A 17747-nucleotide genomic window follows, 5' to 3' on the forward strand; every position below is an offset into this window, starting at 1 on the left:
GAGAGCGCCCCGGCATTCCCACCTTCGACGTCGGCCCCCGCCTAGCCCAGCGGGTCCGGCCGCACGCCCGCGGGGGCAAGTCCGCGCACCAGCACGACGGCGGTCAGCGCACCGGCCGCCATAATCGAGGCGAGGACGACGATCTGGAAGCGGCCTGCCTCGAGCGGGGAGATCCCGCCGAAGATGGCCCCGACGAAGGCGCCCGGAAGCGTGACGAGGCCCGTGGTCTTCGTCTGGTCGGTGGACGGGATGAGCGCCGCATGGACGGCCGCCCGCGCCATGTCCAGGGTGGCCTGCCGTGGACGGGCCCCCAGCGCCAGCCAGCCCTCCACCTCGTCCCAGCGGTCCAGGGTCGATTCCCGCAGACGGCGCCCGGCGAGCGTCGCGATGGACATCGTGTTGCCGATGACGATTCCGCCGAGGGCCAGCAGGTAGCGCGGTTCCGCGAGGATCGCTCCAGTGGCGAACACGACGACGAGGGCCACGACCACGCCCAGCCCCATGCCGAGGACCACCAGCGCGGCGCGGGGACCCGTGAACCCGATGCGCCGGGTCGCTGTCACCACGGCGACGGCGAACATCACGAGGAGCGCGCAGGCCACCCAGAGCGGACTCGTGATGACTCCTCCCAGGATGAGGCTGATCAGCCCGAGCTGCACCGCCCCGCGCAGGACGGCGAGTGCGGGAGCGAACCGCTGGGGCGACCGCGACCAGGTGAGGACGCCCACGGTGACCACCATCAGGAGCACGACGGCGCCCGCGGTCGGGGCGAGGGCGGCGAGGGTGTCCTGGAAGGCAGTCACCCGGCCAGCCTAGCGAGCCGGCACGACGGCCCGGGACGGGGTCCGGATACCCGTGGCGCTGAGGGCGGAACCACGGGCCGGCGGGCTGTGCGAGACTTCGGCCATGACGATCCCCATCAAGGCCTACGCCCACGTCCGACTCACTGTCACCGATATCGAAGCCTCCCGTGCGTTCTACGACTCGCTGTTCGGGCTTCCGGTCGCCTTCGAGGTACCGGAAGGGGCGGACGAAGCGACACGCGAGCAGCTCGGTTTCCTGCACGACGGGGTCATCTACCAGCTCGGGAACAGCCTGCTCGGGCTCCGGCCGGTGGCCGACGACACCTTCAGCGAGGACCGCGTGGGCCTCGACCACCTCTCCTTCAGCGTCGACGGCCGGCAGGTACTCGACGACGCCGCGGCCCTGCTGGACGGCAAGGGCATCGGACACGGCGGCGTGAAGGACATCGGCGCGGGGTACATCCTGGAGTTCCGCGATCCGGACAACATCGCACTCGAACTCTTCGCGGCGAAGGGCTAGCAGTCGGCTCCGAGGCGTCGCGAGGATTCCCTATGGTCCAGTGCCGGCGTAGTCAGCACCACTGACCGTGGCGCGGTGCCGGCCTTGCAGAGACGGCAGTCCGCTTCCATTGCGGGCATTCGGGATGGCGCATTCCTGCCCTTGTTCTGTCGGTGGCGCGCGGGATGATGAGTCATCGAATCGGCGGAACAGCTGACGGATGAGCTCGACGAAGCCCTTGCCGAGCTCTCCTCCCTCGAGGCGGAGAAGGCGCGATTGCAGGCGGGCGTCGTCGTAGCCGTGGACCGGGTCCGGTCCCTCATCGACCGCAGGGCCAGCGCACGTCTCCTGCAGCCGGCGCGGAGCCGCGGCGGCAACCTGGGTGACACGCTGGCCGCGGCCGAGGTGGCCTGTCTCCTCCGCACGTCGGAGCGCAGCGCCTTCCTGCTGGTTCAGCAGGCCCGGGTGCTCTGCACCTACCATCCCGCCACCCTCGCAGCCCTGCGCGACGGCAGAATCTCCTGGAGCCACGCCACTGTCCTGATCCACGAATACTCCGGAGTGCCTGCCGTGACTGCCCTGGCCGCGGAAACCGCCTTGCTGCCCGTTGCGATCCGAACGACGACGACGAGGCTTGCGTACCAGGCGCGAAAGCTCCGGGCCCAGTACCACCCGGACACCATCGACCAGCGTGCACGGTCTGCCGAGACACGGCGCCGGGTGGAGCTGGAACCGGACGACGACGCCATGGCCTGGCTCAGCGTGTACCTGCCCGCTACCTCGGCAACGGCGATCGACGCCCACCTGACCGGGGCGGCCCGGCACCTGCAGGAACCCGGCGAGCGCCGCACACTGGCCCAGCTGCGCACCGACATCCTCGTCGACCTCCTGCTTCCCGGTCCTGGTGCCGGTCCCCGGCCGGCGCGGCCCGACTCGGACGAAGAACTCCGGGGAGCATGCAGGGGTGCACGTACTCGTGCTTCCCTGGCGTCCGGTCAGGGACATCCGCACGCCGCTGATCAGGACGAACATGCAGGCTGGGACGCCGGCGAGAATACCGGCGAGACAACCGGCGTCGCCCGGCTGCGGACCGCGACCCCTCTCCCTGATGGCCTCCGGGCGCACATCAACGTCACCGTGCCGGTCCTGTCGCTGCTCGGTGTCGATGATGCACCCGCCCAGCTGGAGGGCTACGGGCCCATTCCGGCCGAACTCGCGAGGCGCATCGCGGCGCACGCCCCCTCCTTCACGAGGCTCCTGACGCACCCGGAGACCGGCGTCGTCCTGAGCGTCGGACGCACCACCTACGCCGTACCGTCCGACCTCAAGAACTGGCTGCGCGTCCGTGACCGTACCTGTCGACACCCCGGCTGCAACATCCCCGCATCGCGCAGCGAGCTCGACCACACCACGCCGTGGGCGCGCGGAGGCGGGACGGACCACGACAACCTGGCACACCTGTGCCGCAAGCACCACATGTTCAAGAGTGAAGGCCTCTGGCACTACGAACAGGCACACCCCGGAGTGATCACCGCGACGTCCCTTGCGGGCCGGACCTACACCGCTCCAGCCGACGACCAGCCGTTCTAGCTACGGATCAATTGATGGAAGCGGTGCCCGATGCGACCGGTGCCTGATGTGACCGGTGCCCGATGTGATGACCACCCTGTGTTCTCCGCACCACTCCAGCCGGAGCCTGCCTCCAGACACCGCCGGCCCACGCTGCAGTCACCAAAGACCCACCGTCACGCAGAACGACGGCGGGCCACCCCTTCCGGAGTGGCCCGCCGTCGTCGGACACTGCAGTGCAGGAACCGTCAGGGCAGCTTGACCGCCAGGACGTTGCAGCGGGCGGACAGCAGGATGTTCTGCGCCGTCGAGCCCATGATCAGCTTGCCCACCGGCGTCCGGTGCCGCAGGCCGATCACGATCAGCTCGGCGTCCAGTTCCTCCGCCGTGTCCACGACCTCCTCGGCCGCGGTCGCTTCCGAGATGCTGTGCCGCACGGAGTAGCGCACGCCGGTCGCATTGAGCATCTCCTCGAGCTTCGAGACGTCCGCGGAATCGGCGTAGGCCGGGTTGACGAGGCGGTCGGCGCGCGTGGTGTTGATGACCACGAGTTCCGCGTTCCGCCGTCGGGCTTCCTCGACCGCCTCGGTGACGGCAGCATCCCCTAGTGCATTGGGCACGTAGCCCACGACGATGGTGCTCATCGGTCCGTGTCCTCTCGGGTGGGTGGAGTGGCCGTAGGTGCAGTGGCGGTAGGTGCGGTGCCGGTAGGTGCAGTGCCGGTAGGTGCAGCGACGGCTTCAGGGGCCGCTGCGGACCCGCGGACGACGTCGGGCGCATCCGCGTTCTCCGCGACCATCGCCTCGAACTGGCGCTGGCGGCGCTTGAGCAGGAAGGACAGCGCGAAGATGATGATCAGCGCGACGTAGATGATCGCGGCGACCGGCGACTGCACGAGGGCCACGGGATCGCCCTGCGAGATCGCGAGCGACCTGCGGAGCTGGCTCTCGAAGATGGGACCGAGGATCAGGCCCACCACCATCGGCGCGATCGGGTAGCCGAAGCGCCGCATGAAGAATCCGAGGATGCCGACGACCAGCAGGATGATCACGTCGATGGGCGTGAAGTTCACCGAGAATGCACCCAGCACGGCGAACACCAGGATGCCCGCGTACAGGTAGGGCCGTGGAATCTGGAGGATCTTGACCCAGATGCCCACGAGCGGGAGGTTCAGCACGAGCAGCATCAGGTTGCCGACGTAGAGGCTCGCGATGAGCGCCCACACGAGTGCGCTGTTCGATTCGAAGAGCTGCGGTCCCACCGGGATCTGGTACCGCTGGAACGCCACGAGCATCATGGCCGCGGTGGCCGTGGTCGGGATGCCGAGCGTCAGCAGGGGTACCAGGACGCCTGCGGCAGCCGCATTGTTCGCGGCTTCCGGGCCGGCCACGCCTTCGATGGCGCCCTTGCCGAACTGCTTCTTGTTCTCGCCCTTCGCGAGCTTGCGCTCGGATGCGTAGGACAGGAAGGTCGCGACGTCGGCACCACCGGCGGGGATCGTCCCCACCGGGAAACCGATCAGGGTGCCGCGGAGCCAGGGCTTCCAGGAGCGGCGGAGGTCGTCCTTACGGAGCCAGCTCGTCCAGCCACCGGTCACGGGGATGACCTTGATGGGTCCGTGCCGGAGACGGGACGCCACGTACAGTGCCTCACCGACGGCGAAGAGGCCGACGGCGACGAGGACGACGTCGATCCCGTCCGCCAGGAAGGGACTGCCGAAGGTGTAGCGCTGCTGGGCGGTGAGCGAGTCGAAGCCGACGAGCGCGATGAACAGGCCGAGGCCGAGCGACGCGAGACCGCGCAGCACGGACGAACCGAGGAGCGCGCCGACGGTCAGGAAGGCCACGACCATCAGCGCCACGTACTCGACCGGACCGATCTGCACCGCGAACGCCGCGACGTAGGGAGCTACGAAGCTGAGCAGGACGGTGGCGATGGTACCCGCGACGAACGAGCCGACGGCAGCGGTGGCCAGCGCCGCCGCTCCCCTACCGGCCTTTGCCATCTTGTTGCCCTCGAGCGCCGTGACGATCGAGGACGATTCACCGGGCGTGTTGAGCAGGATGGACGTGGTGGACCCGCCGTACATGCCGCCGTAGTAGATGCCGGCGAAGACGATGATCGCGGCCGTCGGCTCGAGGCTGTACGTGATGGGCATGAGCAGCGCGACGGTCATGGCCGGGCCGATGCCGGGCAGGACGCCCACAGCGGTGCCGACGAGCACGCCGCCGAGTGCGAAGAGGAGGTACATGGGCTGCATCGCCGTGGCGAAGCCCTGCATCAGCATGAGGAAGTTATCCACCGAAGACACCGAACCCTTCGAGGAAGCCGGGAGGCAGCGAGACGCCGAGGAGCCCGCCGAAGACGAATTGCAGCACCAGTGCCAGGAGGATGGCCGTGATGAGGTTGCGCCACCACGGGCGGGCACCGAGGGACCAGGCTGCTCCGAAGAACAGGATCGCGGCGGCGAGGGGCCAGCCGAGCGGCACGATGAGGAACGCGTGCAGCAAAACCAGCCCGCCGAGCTTGCCGACCGTCAGCCAGTCGGTGCTTGCGCCCAGGTCCACGTCCTCGCCCTCGTCAGCGGCACCGCGGTGGCCGCGCAGGACCTGGATGACCAGGCCTGCGCCGACGACGACGAGCAGGGCCGACACGGCGAACGGGAAGGCACGCGGCCCGATGTCGCTGGCCGAGGGCGGGGTCTGGATGCCCGCGCCCGCCACGAATCCGACCACGCCGATGCTGACGATGATGAGCGCGAAGATCAGCTCACCGATCGGCCTCCCGGGAGCGGCGGCCGTGCCGCTTCCGGGGACGTTCTGTACTGGGGTGCTCATGGGCTACAGCAGTCCGATGTCGGTGAGCGTGGTCTTGACGCTGGCGATGTCCTCTTCGAGGAAGGTCTGGAACTCCTCACCGGCCAGGAACGCGTCCGCCCAGTTGTTCTCCTCGAGGGTGGCCTTCCAGGTGTCGGTCTCGTGGAGGTCGGTGACGAGCTGCGTGAGCTTCTCGGCCTGCGCTTCGTCGATGCTGCCGGGGGCGACGACGCCGCGCCAGTTGGTCAGCACGAGGTCGATGCCCTCGTCCGTGAGGGTCGGGGTGTCGGGCAGCTGCGGGGCCGCCTCATCGCCGGAGACCGCGAGGGCGCGCAGCTTGCCGGACTCGACCTGCTCCGCGTACTCGCCGACGCCGGAGATCCCGGCGTTGACCTTGTTGCCGAGGAGTGCCGCGAGGGATTCGCCGCCGCCGGAGTAGGGGATGTAGTTGAGGTTGTCGGGCGCGATGCCGGCTTCCTTGAGGATGGATCCGGCGAGGATGTGGTCGGCGCCGCCGGCGGAACCGCCGGTGATGGAGACGCCCTGGCCCTTCGCCTCGATGTCCGACAGCAGGTCGTCGATCGTCTGGTAGGGCGAGTTCGCGGGGACCACGACCACGAGGGGCTCCTCGGTGAGTCGCGCGATCGGCGTCGTGTCCTCGATGCGGTTCGCCGCGTTGTTGGTCTCGACAGCGCCGACCATCACGTACCCCATGACCATCAGGGTGTTGGGGTCGGTCTCGGTGGCGAGTTTCGCGAGGCCGTTGGTGCCGCCGGCTCCGCCGACGTTGACCACGGAGGCGTTGCCCACGAGCTCGTTCTCCTTGAGGTCCGTCTCCATGGCCCGGCCGGTCTGGTCCCAGCCGCCACCCGGATCGGCGGGAACCACGATGTTGAGCTTCTCGATGGTTCCCTCCTCGTCCGAGGAGGTGGTGCTCTGCGTCATGGAACCGCAGGCCGAGAGGGCGAGGGCGGAGACGAGGGCGAGGGTTGTGAGGGTCGAACGGCGCGCCGTTGTGCGATCGAACGTCATGGTGTTCTCTTCCTTGAGATGTGTTGTGAGGTGTGATGCGGGTCACCACTGCTGTCCTCAGGGTAGGAAAGCTGCGAGCGGGCGGTAAAGCATGCGGTCGTAGTGCTCGTATTGGTCTTTGTGGTCACTGGATCCCTGGAGCACGCATGTGACGCGACACGCCGTGTCACACTAAGAGGATGATTCGGACGATGTCGCTTCGATCGCAGCTGTTCCTGCTGCAACTGGCCATCGTGCTCGTCATCGTCGCCGTGGCCGGCTCCACCGCCGTCACGATGCAGCGTCTGCAGATCCGCGAGCAGTACGAGGACCGCATGGTCGGCGTCGCCCAGTCGGTGGCGCAGCTGCCCTCGGTGGTCGAGGCATTCGACCAGGCCGATCCCAGCGCGACCATCCAGCCCATCGCCGACCTCATCCGCCAGTCCACGGGCGTCACCTACGTCGTCGTCACGGACCGCGACGGCATCCGTTACTCCCACCCGAACCCCGAGCAGATCGGCGAGCGCGTCTCCACCGACCCCTCCATCCCGCTCTCGGGCGACATCTTCGTGGGAACCCAGACCGGCACGCTCGGCGAATCCTGGCGCGTGAAGGTGCCGATCTACGACGCCACCGGCGGCATCATCGGCACGGCCTCGGTGGGCACCCTCGAATCGGAGCTCGACGCCGACCTCTACGAGGACCTCCCCCGCCTGCTCGCCTGGCTGATCGTGGCGGCGCTCGTCGGATCGGCGGGGGCCATCTGGATCTCCCGGCTCGTGTGGCGGCGCATCTATCGCCTCGAGCCCGAGCAGATCGCCTCGCTCCTCGAGACCCGCGACGCCATGATCCACGGCATCAGCGAGGGCATGGTCGCCGTCGATGCGAACCACCGCATCGCGCTCCTCAACGACGAGGCGAAGCGGCTGCTGGACCTCGACGAATCCGCCACGGGCCGGCCCGTGGACGACGTCATGGAGCCCGCCCTCGCACGCCTCCTGACCGATCCCGCCGACACCGACGAGACCGTCCTGTCCGGTGAGCGCGTGCTCCTCGCCCGGACGTCCGACGCCCTGGTGGACGGCACGCGCGTGGGCCGCGTCATGATCCTGCGCGACCGCACGGAGCTCTACCAGCTGCTCACGGACCTCGACGGCGAGCGCGACGTCACGCAGGCGCTGCGGGCCCAGGCGCACGAGTTCGCGAACCGCATGCACACCATCTCCGGGCTGCTCGAGCTCGGCCGCACCGAGCAGGCGGTCGACTTCATCTCCCGGTCGGGCCACGGGGGTTCCCTCGTCTCCGGGTCCATCGCCCCCGGCATCCAGGATCCCGACGCCGCCAGCCTGCTCATGACCAAGAGCACCATCGCCGCCGAGAAGGGGATCACGCTGTCCATCGACGACACCTCGGTGCTCGAGCCGGACGGGACCACCGACGTCGTCACCGTCCTCGGCATCCTCATCGACAACGCGATCGAAGCGGTGACGGGCAGCGGGCGCTCCGACGGGCGGGTCGGTGTCCACCTCGATTCCGCCGAGGATGCAATCCGCATCACCGTCTCCGACAACGGTCCCGGCGTCGCCGCCGAGGACGTCGACGCCATCTTCTCATCCGGCTACTCCACCAAGGACGGCGGCCATCCCGGCACGCGCGGTTTCGGGCTGGCGCTCGTGGACCGCATCGCGCGCCGCCGCTCGGGCCAGGTCGTCGTCGACGACTCCGAGCTCGGCGGTGCCGAGTTCACGGTCTGGCTCGCGCCGTCCCTCATCGACGCTCCCCGCCCCCTGCAGGTGCCATGAGCGACGCGACATCCCGAGGAACCGTCCCGTGAATCCTGCAGGTCCTCCCCCGGCGGATCCCCCGCCGATCCCGACCCTGGTCGTGGACGACGATCACCAGGTCGCCGGCATCCATACCGGCTTCCTGCTCGCCCATGGTGCCTTCGACGTCGTCGGAGCCGCCCATACCGGCGCACGGGCGCTCGAACTGGCGGACGAGCTCCGACCGAGGCTCGTCCTGCTGGACATCCACCTCCCTGACATGACGGGCATCGAGGTGCTGCGTGCGCTACGGAACCGGCCGGGCGAGCCGTTCGACGTCATCGCCATCACCGCAGCCCGTGAACTCGACACCGTGCGTGCCGCTGTTGCAGGCGGGGTGCTGCACTACCTCGTGAAGCCTTTCAACGCCGCGGTGCTGAACCAGCGGCTCGACTCCTACGTGGCGTACCGGCGGAACCTCGACGCGCACGCGGCCGACGGCTCCACATCCCTCGACCAGGGCAGGATCGACGAACTGCTGCGGACGACGACGGCGGGAGCCGGGGCCGGCAGCACCACCGCGTCGCCCGGCACGGCGACCCTCACGACGCCGAAGGGCCTCTCGGCTCCGACGCTCGACGCCGTGATGCTCGACCTCCGGAGCCACGGCCGGGGCACCTCGGCGTCCGATGTCGCCGACCGCCTCGGCATGGCCCGGGTCAGCGCCCGGCGGTACCTCGAGTTCCTGGTCTCGCGGGGGCAGGCGCGCATCGTCCCTCAGTACGGATCGGCCGGGCGCCCCGAGAAGTTCTACGTCTGGACGGACGACGCCCGGCGGGCCTGACTCCGGGTGCAGGCTCCCCTCCTGCACACCGCCCTATACCGCACGGACCGCTTCTCCTCCACGCCGGCCGAGTCGTCGAACGGCCGGCACGGGCGGTCGGGTACCTTTGTTCAAGTGCTTCATGGCCCTCTCGGGGCCGGTGGGTGTCTCAGTGCTGCCGACTCACGGCACACAGGCCACGGAAGCAGTGCCGCGCGCACGACGAGCAGGAAGGTGTGCTGGAGCATGGGGCCGTCACCGAGCGATTCTTTCCAGGGCGACCAGGAGACAGCCGAGCAGGACGCGACGTCGGGCGGGCGGATCCTGCTGATCAGGGCCATCGTCCTCGTCACGGCAGTCCTCGGGCTGAACTACATCGTCTGGCGGTGGCTGTTCTCGATCAACTGGGACGCCTGGTGGATCGCCATCCCGCTGGTGCTCGCCGAGACGTACTCGCTCATCGACTCCCTCCTGTTCGGCTTCACGGTGTGGAGGCTGAAGAAGCGCGTGCCGCCGAAGGCTCCCGAGGGGTTCACCGTCGACGTCTTCATCACCACCTACAACGAGCCGCTGGATCTGGTCCTCACCACGGCCCGTGCGGCGAAGGACATCCGCTACCCGCACAAGACGTGGATCCTCGACGACGGCAACCGGGCCGAGGTGCGTGAGGCCGCCGAGGCCGAGGGCATCGGCTGGATCACCCGGTCCGCCGACTGGAAGGACATGCCGCGCCACGCGAAGGCGGGAAACCTCAACAACGCGCTGGCCTCCACGGACGGCGAGTTCCTGCTCATCCTCGACGCGGACCAGATCCCCGACCCGCTGATCCTGGACAGGACCCTCGGCTACTTCACCAACGAGAAGATGGCGCTGGTCCAGACTCCGCAGTGGTTCATCAACGTGCCGGACTCCGATCCGCTGGGCAGCCAGGCGCCCCTGTTCTACGGGCCGATCCAGCAGGGCAAGGACGGCTGGAACGCCGCTTTCTTCTGCGGGTCGAATGCGATCATCCGCCGTGAGGCCCTCATGCAGCTCGGTGTCACCCGGTATGTCACGGAGATCGAGCTCGCGCTCCACAAGGCGCTCAAGACCTCGGACAAGGTACTCGCCAAGGCCAAAAAGGGTCTCGGCCCCGGCAACGACCGCGTGCGCGACGCCCTGGACCTCGTCGCCAAGGATCTCCGCAGGGTCCGGCGCCGGCTGCAGAAGGGCCACGGCATCTCCGAGGTCACCTACGAGTTCCAGCAGCGGGTCGCTACCGTGACCCGGGACCTCGTCGCCGCCGACATCGCCGCGTTCCGCGCCGACCTCTCCTCGCTCGAGGACCTGGACATCGACGGGTTGGAGGCGCACCTCCAGGACGCGTCGGTCAGCACCCCCGGCCTGGCCGTCGTCGACGACGCCGCGCTGGACCAGCTCGCGCAGCGTGCCTGGTCGCCCCTCGCGGCGATCGACACCGTCCGCGTTCTGATCGACTCGGTCAACGCCGATCGCACCGGGGAGGCCCAGGCCGTCATGCCGATGGCCACCATCTCCGTCACCGAGGACATGGCCACCTGCATGCGCCTCCACGGGCTCGGCTGGGAATCGGCCTACCATCACGAGAAGCTGGCCGACGGCCTCGCCCCTGAGGACCTGAACTCCATGCTCACGCAGCGCCTCCGCTGGGCGCAGGGCACCGCACAGGTGATGTTCCGCGAGAACCCGTTCGCCCAGAAGGGCCTCTCCTTCGCGCAGCGCCTCATGTACGCCGCGACCATGTGGAGCTACCTCTCCGGGTTCGCCGCCGTCGTCTACATCGCCGCGCCCATCATCTACCTGATGTTCGGCATCCTCCCGGTCAACTCGATCAGCACCGAGTTCTTCGTCCGGCTGATCCCGTTCCTGCTGGTCAACCAGCTGCTGTTCGCCGTCGTCGGCAAGGGCGTCAAGACCTGGCGCGGCCAGCAGTACTCGCTCGCCCTGTTCCCCGTCTGGATCCGGTCGATCACCTCCGCGTTCGGCAACGTCTATCTCGGCCGGAGCCTCGATTTCGCCGTGACGCCGAAGACCCTGCAGCAGGACGCCCAGCTGCGGTGGGACCTCGTGAAGCCGCAACTTTGGGCCATGGGCCTGCTCGTGGCGGCAGCGATCATCGGCGTGATCCGGATGGCGGTGGGCCAGGCCGACATCCTGGGGACGTCGGTCAACATCGTCTGGGTGGTCTTCGACCTCGTCATCTTCAGCGTCATCGTCGAGGCGGTCCGCTACCGCGGATTCGAGCACTACCAGTCGGACATCGCGGAAGCGAAGGCACAGCGGGAATCCGCCCGATGACCCCGGCCGCACCGCGGACCCGGGCATGGCTGGCCGCCTGGGTCCTGGTGGCGTCGACGCTCGGCCTCGTCGCCGGCGCAGTCCCGGCACAGGGGGCCGGCCTGCCCGCGACCACCACCACCTCCGAATCCCCTCCGGTCGAGGATCCGACCGACCTCACGGAGGGCCGCTACTTCGGCCCCGAACTGGACTGGTCCTCCGACAACGCCCGCGCCTACGCGGACCGCACGGGGATCACGCCGTCGTTCTTCAGCCGTCCGATCCCCTACCCGCTCGACGACGCCGCCGAACGCGACCTCTTCGACCTCGCACGGCAGCAGGCGCCGCTGGGGTCCCTCGCCATGGTCACCCTCGAACCGAGGAAACCGCTGGACGAGCTGACCGACGACGACGCCAGGCACCTCGCTGACACGCTCGAACGCATCAGCAACGAGTTCCGCACCGCGTTCTTCCTCCGCTTCGCGCCCGAGATGAACGGCACCTGGTTCGGCTGGGGGCAGCAGCCCGACGAGTACGTCGATGCGTTCGGAACCGTGGCCGACGCCGTCCACGCCGGGGCGCCCGGCGCCGCCATGGTGTGGTCGCCGTCGTACGCGGCCGGCTATCCGTTCACCGAGGCGTACGGCGCGGTGGAGGGTCGTCAGTCCGGAGCCGTGACGCGCCTGGACACGAACGGCAATGGCCTGATCGACACCGGTGACGACCCCTACGAGCCCTACTACCCCGGCGACGACGCCGTGGACTGGGTGGGCTTGACGATGTACCACTACGGCAGCTACGAGCAGAGGCCCACGAGGAACGCCGACGGGACACGGGAGTACTCCGGCGCGATCAGCACCTCCGTGCTGCCCGAGCCGGACAAGTTCGCCGACCAGCTCGCGGGCACGTACGGTGTGGCCCCCGGCGCTCCGCGCATCGACTTCGCGAAGCAGTACGCGGCGGCGAAGGGCAAGCGGTTCCTCGTCCAGACGGCCGCGCTCTACGACCCCGAGGACGCCGACAGCGCACCCGAAGCGGACATCAAGCGGGCATGGCTCGACCAGCTGTTCGACCCGGCGATCGCCGAGGAGTACCCGGAGATCGGGATGGTGTCCTGGCTCGAGGCGGAGCGCCCCGAGCCCGAAGCACAGGGCCACACCGTCGACTGGAGGCTCGGCGCGGACGACGCGACGACGGCGGCACTGCAGGAGACCCTCGACGCAGCGCCTGGCGTCCGGCTCGGGCCGGTGACCCAGGTGGTCGCCCAGGAGGATGCGAACGAATCGACCCGGCAGGTGTGGCAGGCCGGCGCCCCGGTCAGCGCCGTGATGGGCTACCTCGTCGCGTGCGTCGTCGGGCTCTTCGCCCTGGTCCTCCTGGCCGGACTCGCCAGGCGCGTGGTCCCGCAGTGGCGGTATCCGGACGAGCATGCTCCCCGTGACGGCCGGATCGACCTGCTGCGCGGCTGGATCATCACCTCGGTGATCGTCACCCACATCGAGGTTGCCGGTCCATGGTCCTTCATCTCACGCAACCTCATCGGGACCATCACGGGTGCCGAGCTGTTCGTGATGCTGTCCGGCGTCGTGCTCGGGATGGTGCACCCTCTGGCCGTCAAGCGCCGCGGGGCCGCAGAGGCGGCGAAGGGAACCACCCGGCGGGCGGTCAAGCTCTACGTCACCTCCCTCGCCGTGGTCCTCACCGTCTACCTGCTCTCCCTGGTGCCCTTCATCGACGGGTCCGTCCTCACCACCTTCACGGACCGTGGGACGGGTGGAGCCGGGACCGAGGCCGCCGGCCGCGTGTACGACCTCTACCCGAACGTCCAGCGGCTGCTCGACTACCCGCCGCCCGGGTACGCGGTGCGGGACCTGCTGCTCCTCAACATGGGACCGTGGGCCTTCAACATCATGGGTCTGTACGTAGTACTGACGCTGACGGTTCCGCTGCTGGTCCTGATGCTCCGCAAGAAGCTGTGGTGGCTGCTGCTCGCCATCAGCTGGGCGCTCTACGTCCTCGACGCGGCCTTCTCGCTGCGGGTCTTCAACTCGCAGTTCCAGGACGTCTTCCCACTGCTCACCTGGCAGCTGATCTTCGTCCACGGCGTCACGATCGGCTACCACCGCCGGGCGATCATCGATGCGCTCAGCACCCCACGGGGGAAGAACCTGGTCGGCGTGGCCACCGGCGCGTATGCGCTCGTCCTGGGAGGGCTCTGGCTGAACTACACCCTGGGACTCGGCCTGCCCCTCATCCCGCCCGGCTTCTACGAGACCCTGTACGAATCCGGGTACGTGCGCGTGATCCTGCAGCCCGGCCGGCTCCTGAACCTGGGCTTCTTCATCGTCGCGACGCACGTCATCCTGACGTCGTTCTGGAAACCCATCAACAGGCTGACCGGATGGCTGTACATCCCGCTGGGGCGTGCGAGCCTGTACGTCTTCATCGTCCACGTGTACTTCGTGCTCGCGGTCGCCAACATCTCCGGGCTGGACCGCGCGAGCGCCTGGCAGGGACTCGTCATCCATGCCGTCGTGACCCTCGCCATCTGGCTGATGGTCAAGAGGAAGGTCCTGTTCGGGATCATCCCGAACTGACCCTGTCCCCGGGGTCGCGAGGGTAGCCGCTCGATCAGGACCGGTCCAGCGCGTCGTGGGCCCCGGAACGGCGATTTTGGCGGTAGACTTTAACGGATCCTGCAGCAGCACTGCAGGATCCGGGGCCTTCCAGGCCCGCTCGTCCCAGTTCTGGTCTCGCCGTAGACGACCCCGTCCGGCCAGCTTCCTCGGACACGCTCTCCCGGTGCAGGATCAGTGCTGATCAACGCCGCCGCTGTCGATCCGCACCGTGATGTCCATTCACGGCTCCCGCCACCCCTGAAGGCGATCAGCACCATGAGCTTACACCCCGCCCACGCGCGCCTCTCGTTCCTGAGCGCACTCCTCTTCGACCTCGACGGCGTCCTCACGCCCACGGCCGAGGTGCATATGCATGCCTGGGCTCGGCTGTTCACCGCCTACCTCGAGGCGCAGGGGGTCGAGGAGCCCTACACCGATGCGGACTACTTCACCTACATCGACGGCCGTCCCCGCTACGACGGCGTTCGTGCGTTCCTCGCCTCCCGCGGCATCACGCTGCCCGAGGGCCTGCCCGGGGATCCGCCCGAGGCCGAGACTGTCTGCGGACTCGGCAACCGCAAGAACGAGGCCTTCAACGAGACCCTCCAGGTGGAGGGAGTGAAGCCCTATCCCGGCTCCCTCGCATTCCTCGATGCCGCCGTCGCCGCCGGTGTCCAGGTCGCCGTGGTCACCAGCTCGCGCAACGGTGTTCCCGTCCTCGGAGCGGCCGGACTCCGCGACCGCTTCGAGGTCGTCGTCGACGGCGTCCTCGCAGCCGACCGCGGTATCGCCGGCAAGCCCGCGCCCGACACCTACCTCCACGCCGCCGAACTGCTCGGCCTCCCCGCCTCGGCGTGCGCCGTGGTCGAGGATGCCCACTCCGGGGTCGCCGCAGGGCGTGCCGGCGCCTTCGGTCTCGTGGTCGGCGTCGACCGGGGTGTCGGTGCCGATACCCTCCTCGCGCATGGCGCGGACGTCGTCGTCGACGACCTCGCCGAACTGATCCCCTTCCTCCCTGCCCGACCGGCCGGTCCGGGCGCGCACCTCGTATCCCAGGACCTCCCCTCATGAACCTCATCTCCTCCGATCCCCTGGACCGCAACCACTTCCCGGTCGACGAGTGGGCGCTCGTCGAGACGGATTTCGACGTCTCCCTCCAGGGGCGCACCGAGACCCTCTTCACCGTCGGCAACGGCTACCTCGGCCTCCGCGGCAACGTGGATGAAGGCCGGGACGGGCACGACTACGGCACCTTCATCAACGGCTTCCACGAGACGTGGCCCATCCAGCACGCGGAGGAGGCCTTCGGCTTCGCCAGGGTCGGGCAGACGATCGTCAACGTCCCCGATGCGAGGATCATCCGCCTGTACGTCGACGACGAACCGTTCGTCCTGACGGAGGCCGACATCCTGCGCTACTCGCGGCGCCTCGATTTCGCCGACGGCGTCCTGGTGCGGGAGCTCGAGTGGCGCACGCCCTCCGGCAAGCGCGTCCTCGTGCGGACGCGCCGTCTCGTCTCGTTCTCGGACCGCCACCTGGCGGTCGTCGACTACGAGGTGGAGATGCTCGACGCCGAAGCGTCCATCCTCATCTCCAGCCAGATCCTCAACCGCCAGGACGGCATCGACGAGGATCAGGTGCTCCCTGCGGCCGACAGCGCGGCGTTCGACCCGCGCAAGGCGGATTCGTTCAAGGAACGGGTACTCCAGCCGCGCCTCAAGCGCGTCGACGGGTCGCGCTACCTGCTCGGCTACCGCACCACCAACTCGTCGATGACCATCGCGTGCGGCGTCGAACACGACCTGGTCACCGACAACGAGTGGGATCAGCGGTCCCATCTCGAGGACGACCTCGCCAAGCACGTCTACCGTGTGAAGGCGAAGCCCGGTCAGCCCATCCGGCTCGTCAAGACCATCACTTATCACACCTCCCGTGGCGTGCCCGTCCGTGAGCTCGCAGACCGCTGCGGCCGCACGTTGGACCGCGCCCTCGAGGTCCCCGTCGAGGAGCAGTACCAGAAGCAGCGGGAATGGCTGGCCGACTACTGGTCGCGCTCCGACGTCGAGGTGGAGGGTCAGCCCGTCACCCAGCAGGCCGTGCGCTGGAACCTCTTCCAGCTGGCCCAGTCCACTGCCCGCACCGACGGCGGCGGCATCGCGGCGAAGGGCGTTTCCGGCTCCGGGTACGGGGGCCACTACTTCTGGGACAGCGAGGTCTATGTCCTCCCCTTCCTCAGCTACACCGCTCCCCTCGTCGCACGGAATGCCCTCCGCTTCCGCCAGGCCATGCTCGAACCGGCGCGTGCCCGCGCCGTCGAACTGAACCAGCGCGGGGCGCTGTTCCCCTGGCGCACGATCAACGGGCAGGAGTCGTCGGCCTACTACGCAGCCAGCACCGCCCAGTACCACATCGACGCCGACATCTCCTATGCGCTCATGCAGTACGTCGCGGCGACCGGGGACAAGGACTTCCTCGTCCGCGGGGCGATCGACATCCTCGTCGAGACGGCACGGATGTGGGCCGACCTGGGATTCTGGCGCAGCAACGGCGACGACTACTTCCACATCCACGGGGTCACGGGACCCGACGAGTACACGACCGTCGTCAACGACAACCTGTATACGAACGTCATGGCGCGCGCCAACCTGAAGTCGGCAACGCGCGCCGTCGAGTCGCTGCGGACCGCTGATCCTGTCGCCTATGAGCGGATGGCCTCGCGCCTGAAGCTCAACGAGGACGAGATCTACGAATGGGCGCTCGCCGCCGAGAAGATGTACATCCCCTTCGACAAGCGGGCGGGCATCCATCCGCAGGACGCCGCGTTCCTGGAGAAGGAACTGTGGGACCTCGAGCACACCCCCGCGAGCAAGCGCCCCCTGCTGCTGCACTACCACCCGCTGGTGATCTACCGCTTCCAGGTCCTCAAGCAGGCCGACGTCGTCCTCGCCCTCCTCCTGCAGGGCCATGAGTTCACGCCGGAGCAGAAGCGCGCCGACTTCGAGTACTACGAAGCCCTGACGACCGGGGACTCCACCCTGTCCGCGGTGGTCCAGTCGATCATCGCGGCCGAGGTCGGGTACCAGGACCTGGCGATGAAGTATTTCCTGTCCGCCCTGTTCGTGGACCTCGCCGATCTCCACCGCAACACGTCGGACGGCATCCACGTCGCCTCGACCGGTGGGGTGTGGAGTGCCCTCACCTACGGGTTCGGTGGCATGCGCGACCATGGTGGCGACATCACCTTCGACCCGCGCCTTCCCGAGGCCTGGACCCGCATGAGCTTCCGGGTGACGTTGCAGGGTACGCGGGTGCGTGCCGACGTGACCCAGCATGCGATGACCCTGACGGTTGAAGCAGGCGTGAGTGCGACGGTCACCGTCCGCGGCGAGAGGGTGTACGTAGGGGCGGACCATCCCGTCACTGTCCCGCTCGACCACCAGGGCCCGCGCCTGACCGGCACTCCGAGCACACGTGACATCGAAGGGACCCGTCGGGCGGACGGCACGCTGGTGACGGCGTCGATGCCCACCATCTCGCTGCGCTCCTAGCA

The 17747-nt window shown here is 68.6% G+C and carries 13 protein-coding genes; 8 read left to right on the forward strand and 5 right to left on the reverse strand.

Annotation, left to right across the window (positions count from 1 at the left end):
- Nucleotides 1-41: 41 nt before the first annotated feature.
- A complete protein-coding gene (locus tag ACX80H_RS11925; protein ID WP_459313834.1) occupies nucleotides 42-740 on the reverse strand; it encodes an ABC transporter permease in 699 nt (232 codons plus the stop codon).
- 166 nt (nucleotides 741-906) lie between these two features.
- Between ACX80H_RS11925 and ACX80H_RS11930 the strand changes: the two genes are divergently transcribed.
- Together ACX80H_RS11930 and ACX80H_RS11935 are read left to right on the forward strand one after the other, a co-directional pair.
- On the forward strand, nucleotides 907-1323 hold the full coding sequence (locus ACX80H_RS11930) for a VOC family protein (RefSeq protein WP_459313572.1): 417 nt from the start codon (nucleotides 907-909) through the stop codon (nucleotides 1321-1323).
- A 192-nt stretch (nucleotides 1324-1515) separates the two neighbouring features.
- Nucleotides 1516-2892: an HNH endonuclease gene (locus tag ACX80H_RS11935; RefSeq protein WP_459313835.1), complete on the forward strand. Its 1377-nt coding sequence runs from the start codon at nucleotides 1516-1518 to the stop codon at nucleotides 2890-2892.
- 227 nt (nucleotides 2893-3119) lie between these two features.
- Here the strand turns inward: ACX80H_RS11935 and ACX80H_RS11940 are convergent, their stop codons facing one another.
- From ACX80H_RS11940 to ACX80H_RS11955, 4 genes are read right to left on the reverse strand one after another with little or no spacing between them, the layout of a single operon-like run.
- Entirely contained in the window at nucleotides 3120-3515 is a 396-nt protein-coding gene (locus ACX80H_RS11940) for a universal stress protein (protein ID WP_459313573.1), read from the reverse strand.
- The gene (locus ACX80H_RS11945) at nucleotides 3512-5173 is read right to left on the reverse strand and encodes a tripartite tricarboxylate transporter permease (RefSeq protein WP_459313836.1); all 1662 of its coding nucleotides are present in this window, start codon (nucleotides 5171-5173) and stop codon (nucleotides 3512-3514) included. The genes ACX80H_RS11940 and ACX80H_RS11945 overlap by 4 nt, the downstream gene beginning before the upstream one ends.
- Nucleotides 5166-5708, reverse strand: a complete 543-nt coding sequence (locus ACX80H_RS11950; protein ID WP_459313574.1) for a tripartite tricarboxylate transporter TctB family protein — start codon at nucleotides 5706-5708, stop codon at nucleotides 5166-5168. The genes ACX80H_RS11945 and ACX80H_RS11950 overlap by 8 nt, the downstream gene beginning before the upstream one ends.
- 3 nt (nucleotides 5709-5711) lie before the next feature.
- Complete coding sequence (locus ACX80H_RS11955; RefSeq protein ID WP_459313575.1) at nucleotides 5712-6719, reverse strand: Bug family tripartite tricarboxylate transporter substrate binding protein; 1008 nt, start codon at nucleotides 6717-6719, stop codon at nucleotides 5712-5714.
- A 191-nt stretch (nucleotides 6720-6910) separates the two neighbouring features.
- Here ACX80H_RS11955 and ACX80H_RS11960 point away from each other — a divergent pair, with 191 nt between their 5' ends.
- From ACX80H_RS11960 to ACX80H_RS11985, 6 genes are all read left to right on the forward strand, one after another.
- Nucleotides 6911-8500: an ATP-binding protein gene (locus ACX80H_RS11960; RefSeq protein ID WP_459313576.1), complete on the forward strand. Its 1590-nt coding sequence runs from the start codon at nucleotides 6911-6913 to the stop codon at nucleotides 8498-8500.
- Between the two features lie 28 nt (nucleotides 8501-8528).
- On the forward strand, nucleotides 8529-9305 hold the full coding sequence (locus ACX80H_RS11965) for a response regulator (protein ID WP_459313577.1): 777 nt from the start codon (nucleotides 8529-8531) through the stop codon (nucleotides 9303-9305).
- 225 nt (nucleotides 9306-9530) lie between these two features.
- Nucleotides 9531-11600 carry a glycosyltransferase gene (locus ACX80H_RS11970; protein WP_459313578.1) on the forward strand — a complete coding sequence of 690 codons (2070 nt, stop codon included), beginning with the start codon at nucleotides 9531-9533 and terminating at the stop codon, nucleotides 11598-11600.
- Nucleotides 11597-14176: an OpgC domain-containing protein gene (gene opgC, locus ACX80H_RS11975; protein WP_459313579.1), complete on the forward strand. Its 2580-nt coding sequence runs from the start codon at nucleotides 11597-11599 to the stop codon at nucleotides 14174-14176. The genes ACX80H_RS11970 and opgC overlap by 4 nt, the downstream gene beginning before the upstream one ends.
- Nucleotides 14177-14473: 297 nt before the next feature.
- Nucleotides 14474-15268: an HAD family hydrolase gene (locus tag ACX80H_RS11980; protein ID WP_459313837.1), complete on the forward strand. Its 795-nt coding sequence runs from the start codon at nucleotides 14474-14476 to the stop codon at nucleotides 15266-15268.
- A complete protein-coding gene (locus ACX80H_RS11985; protein ID WP_459313580.1) occupies nucleotides 15265-17745 on the forward strand; it encodes a glycoside hydrolase family 65 protein in 2481 nt (826 codons plus the stop codon). Before ACX80H_RS11980 ends, ACX80H_RS11985 begins: the two co-directional genes overlap by 4 nt.
- Nucleotides 17746-17747: the final 2 nt, after the last annotated feature.

It is taken from the genome of Arthrobacter pasteuri (genome assembly GCF_054510955.1).

What these genes read in the sequence shown, in the direction of transcription:
- ACX80H_RS11980 (WP_459313837.1), top strand. Translation starts at nt 14,474, where the DNA reads ATGAGCTTACACCCCGCCCACGCGCGCCTCTCGTTCCTGAGCGCACTC.
- ACX80H_RS11940 (WP_459313573.1), bottom strand. Translation starts at nt 3,515, where the DNA reads ATGAGCACCATCGTCGTGGGCTACGTGCCCAATGCACTAGGGGATGCT.
- ACX80H_RS11930 (WP_459313572.1), top strand. Translation starts at nt 907, where the DNA reads ATGACGATCCCCATCAAGGCCTACGCCCACGTCCGACTCACTGTCACC.
- opgC (WP_459313579.1), top strand. Translation starts at nt 11,597, where the DNA reads ATGACCCCGGCCGCACCGCGGACCCGGGCATGGCTGGCCGCCTGGGTC.
- ACX80H_RS11960 (WP_459313576.1), top strand. Translation starts at nt 6,911, where the DNA reads ATGTCGCTTCGATCGCAGCTGTTCCTGCTGCAACTGGCCATCGTGCTC.
- ACX80H_RS11970 (WP_459313578.1), top strand. Translation starts at nt 9,531, where the DNA reads ATGGGGCCGTCACCGAGCGATTCTTTCCAGGGCGACCAGGAGACAGCC.
- ACX80H_RS11985 (WP_459313580.1), top strand. Translation starts at nt 15,265, where the DNA reads ATGAACCTCATCTCCTCCGATCCCCTGGACCGCAACCACTTCCCGGTC.
- ACX80H_RS11925 (WP_459313834.1), bottom strand. Translation starts at nt 740, where the DNA reads ATGGTGGTCACCGTGGGCGTCCTCACCTGGTCGCGGTCGCCCCAGCGG.
- ACX80H_RS11955 (WP_459313575.1), bottom strand. Translation starts at nt 6,719, where the DNA reads ATGACGTTCGATCGCACAACGGCGCGCCGTTCGACCCTCACAACCCTC.
- ACX80H_RS11950 (WP_459313574.1), bottom strand. Translation starts at nt 5,708, where the DNA reads ATGAGCACCCCAGTACAGAACGTCCCCGGAAGCGGCACGGCCGCCGCT.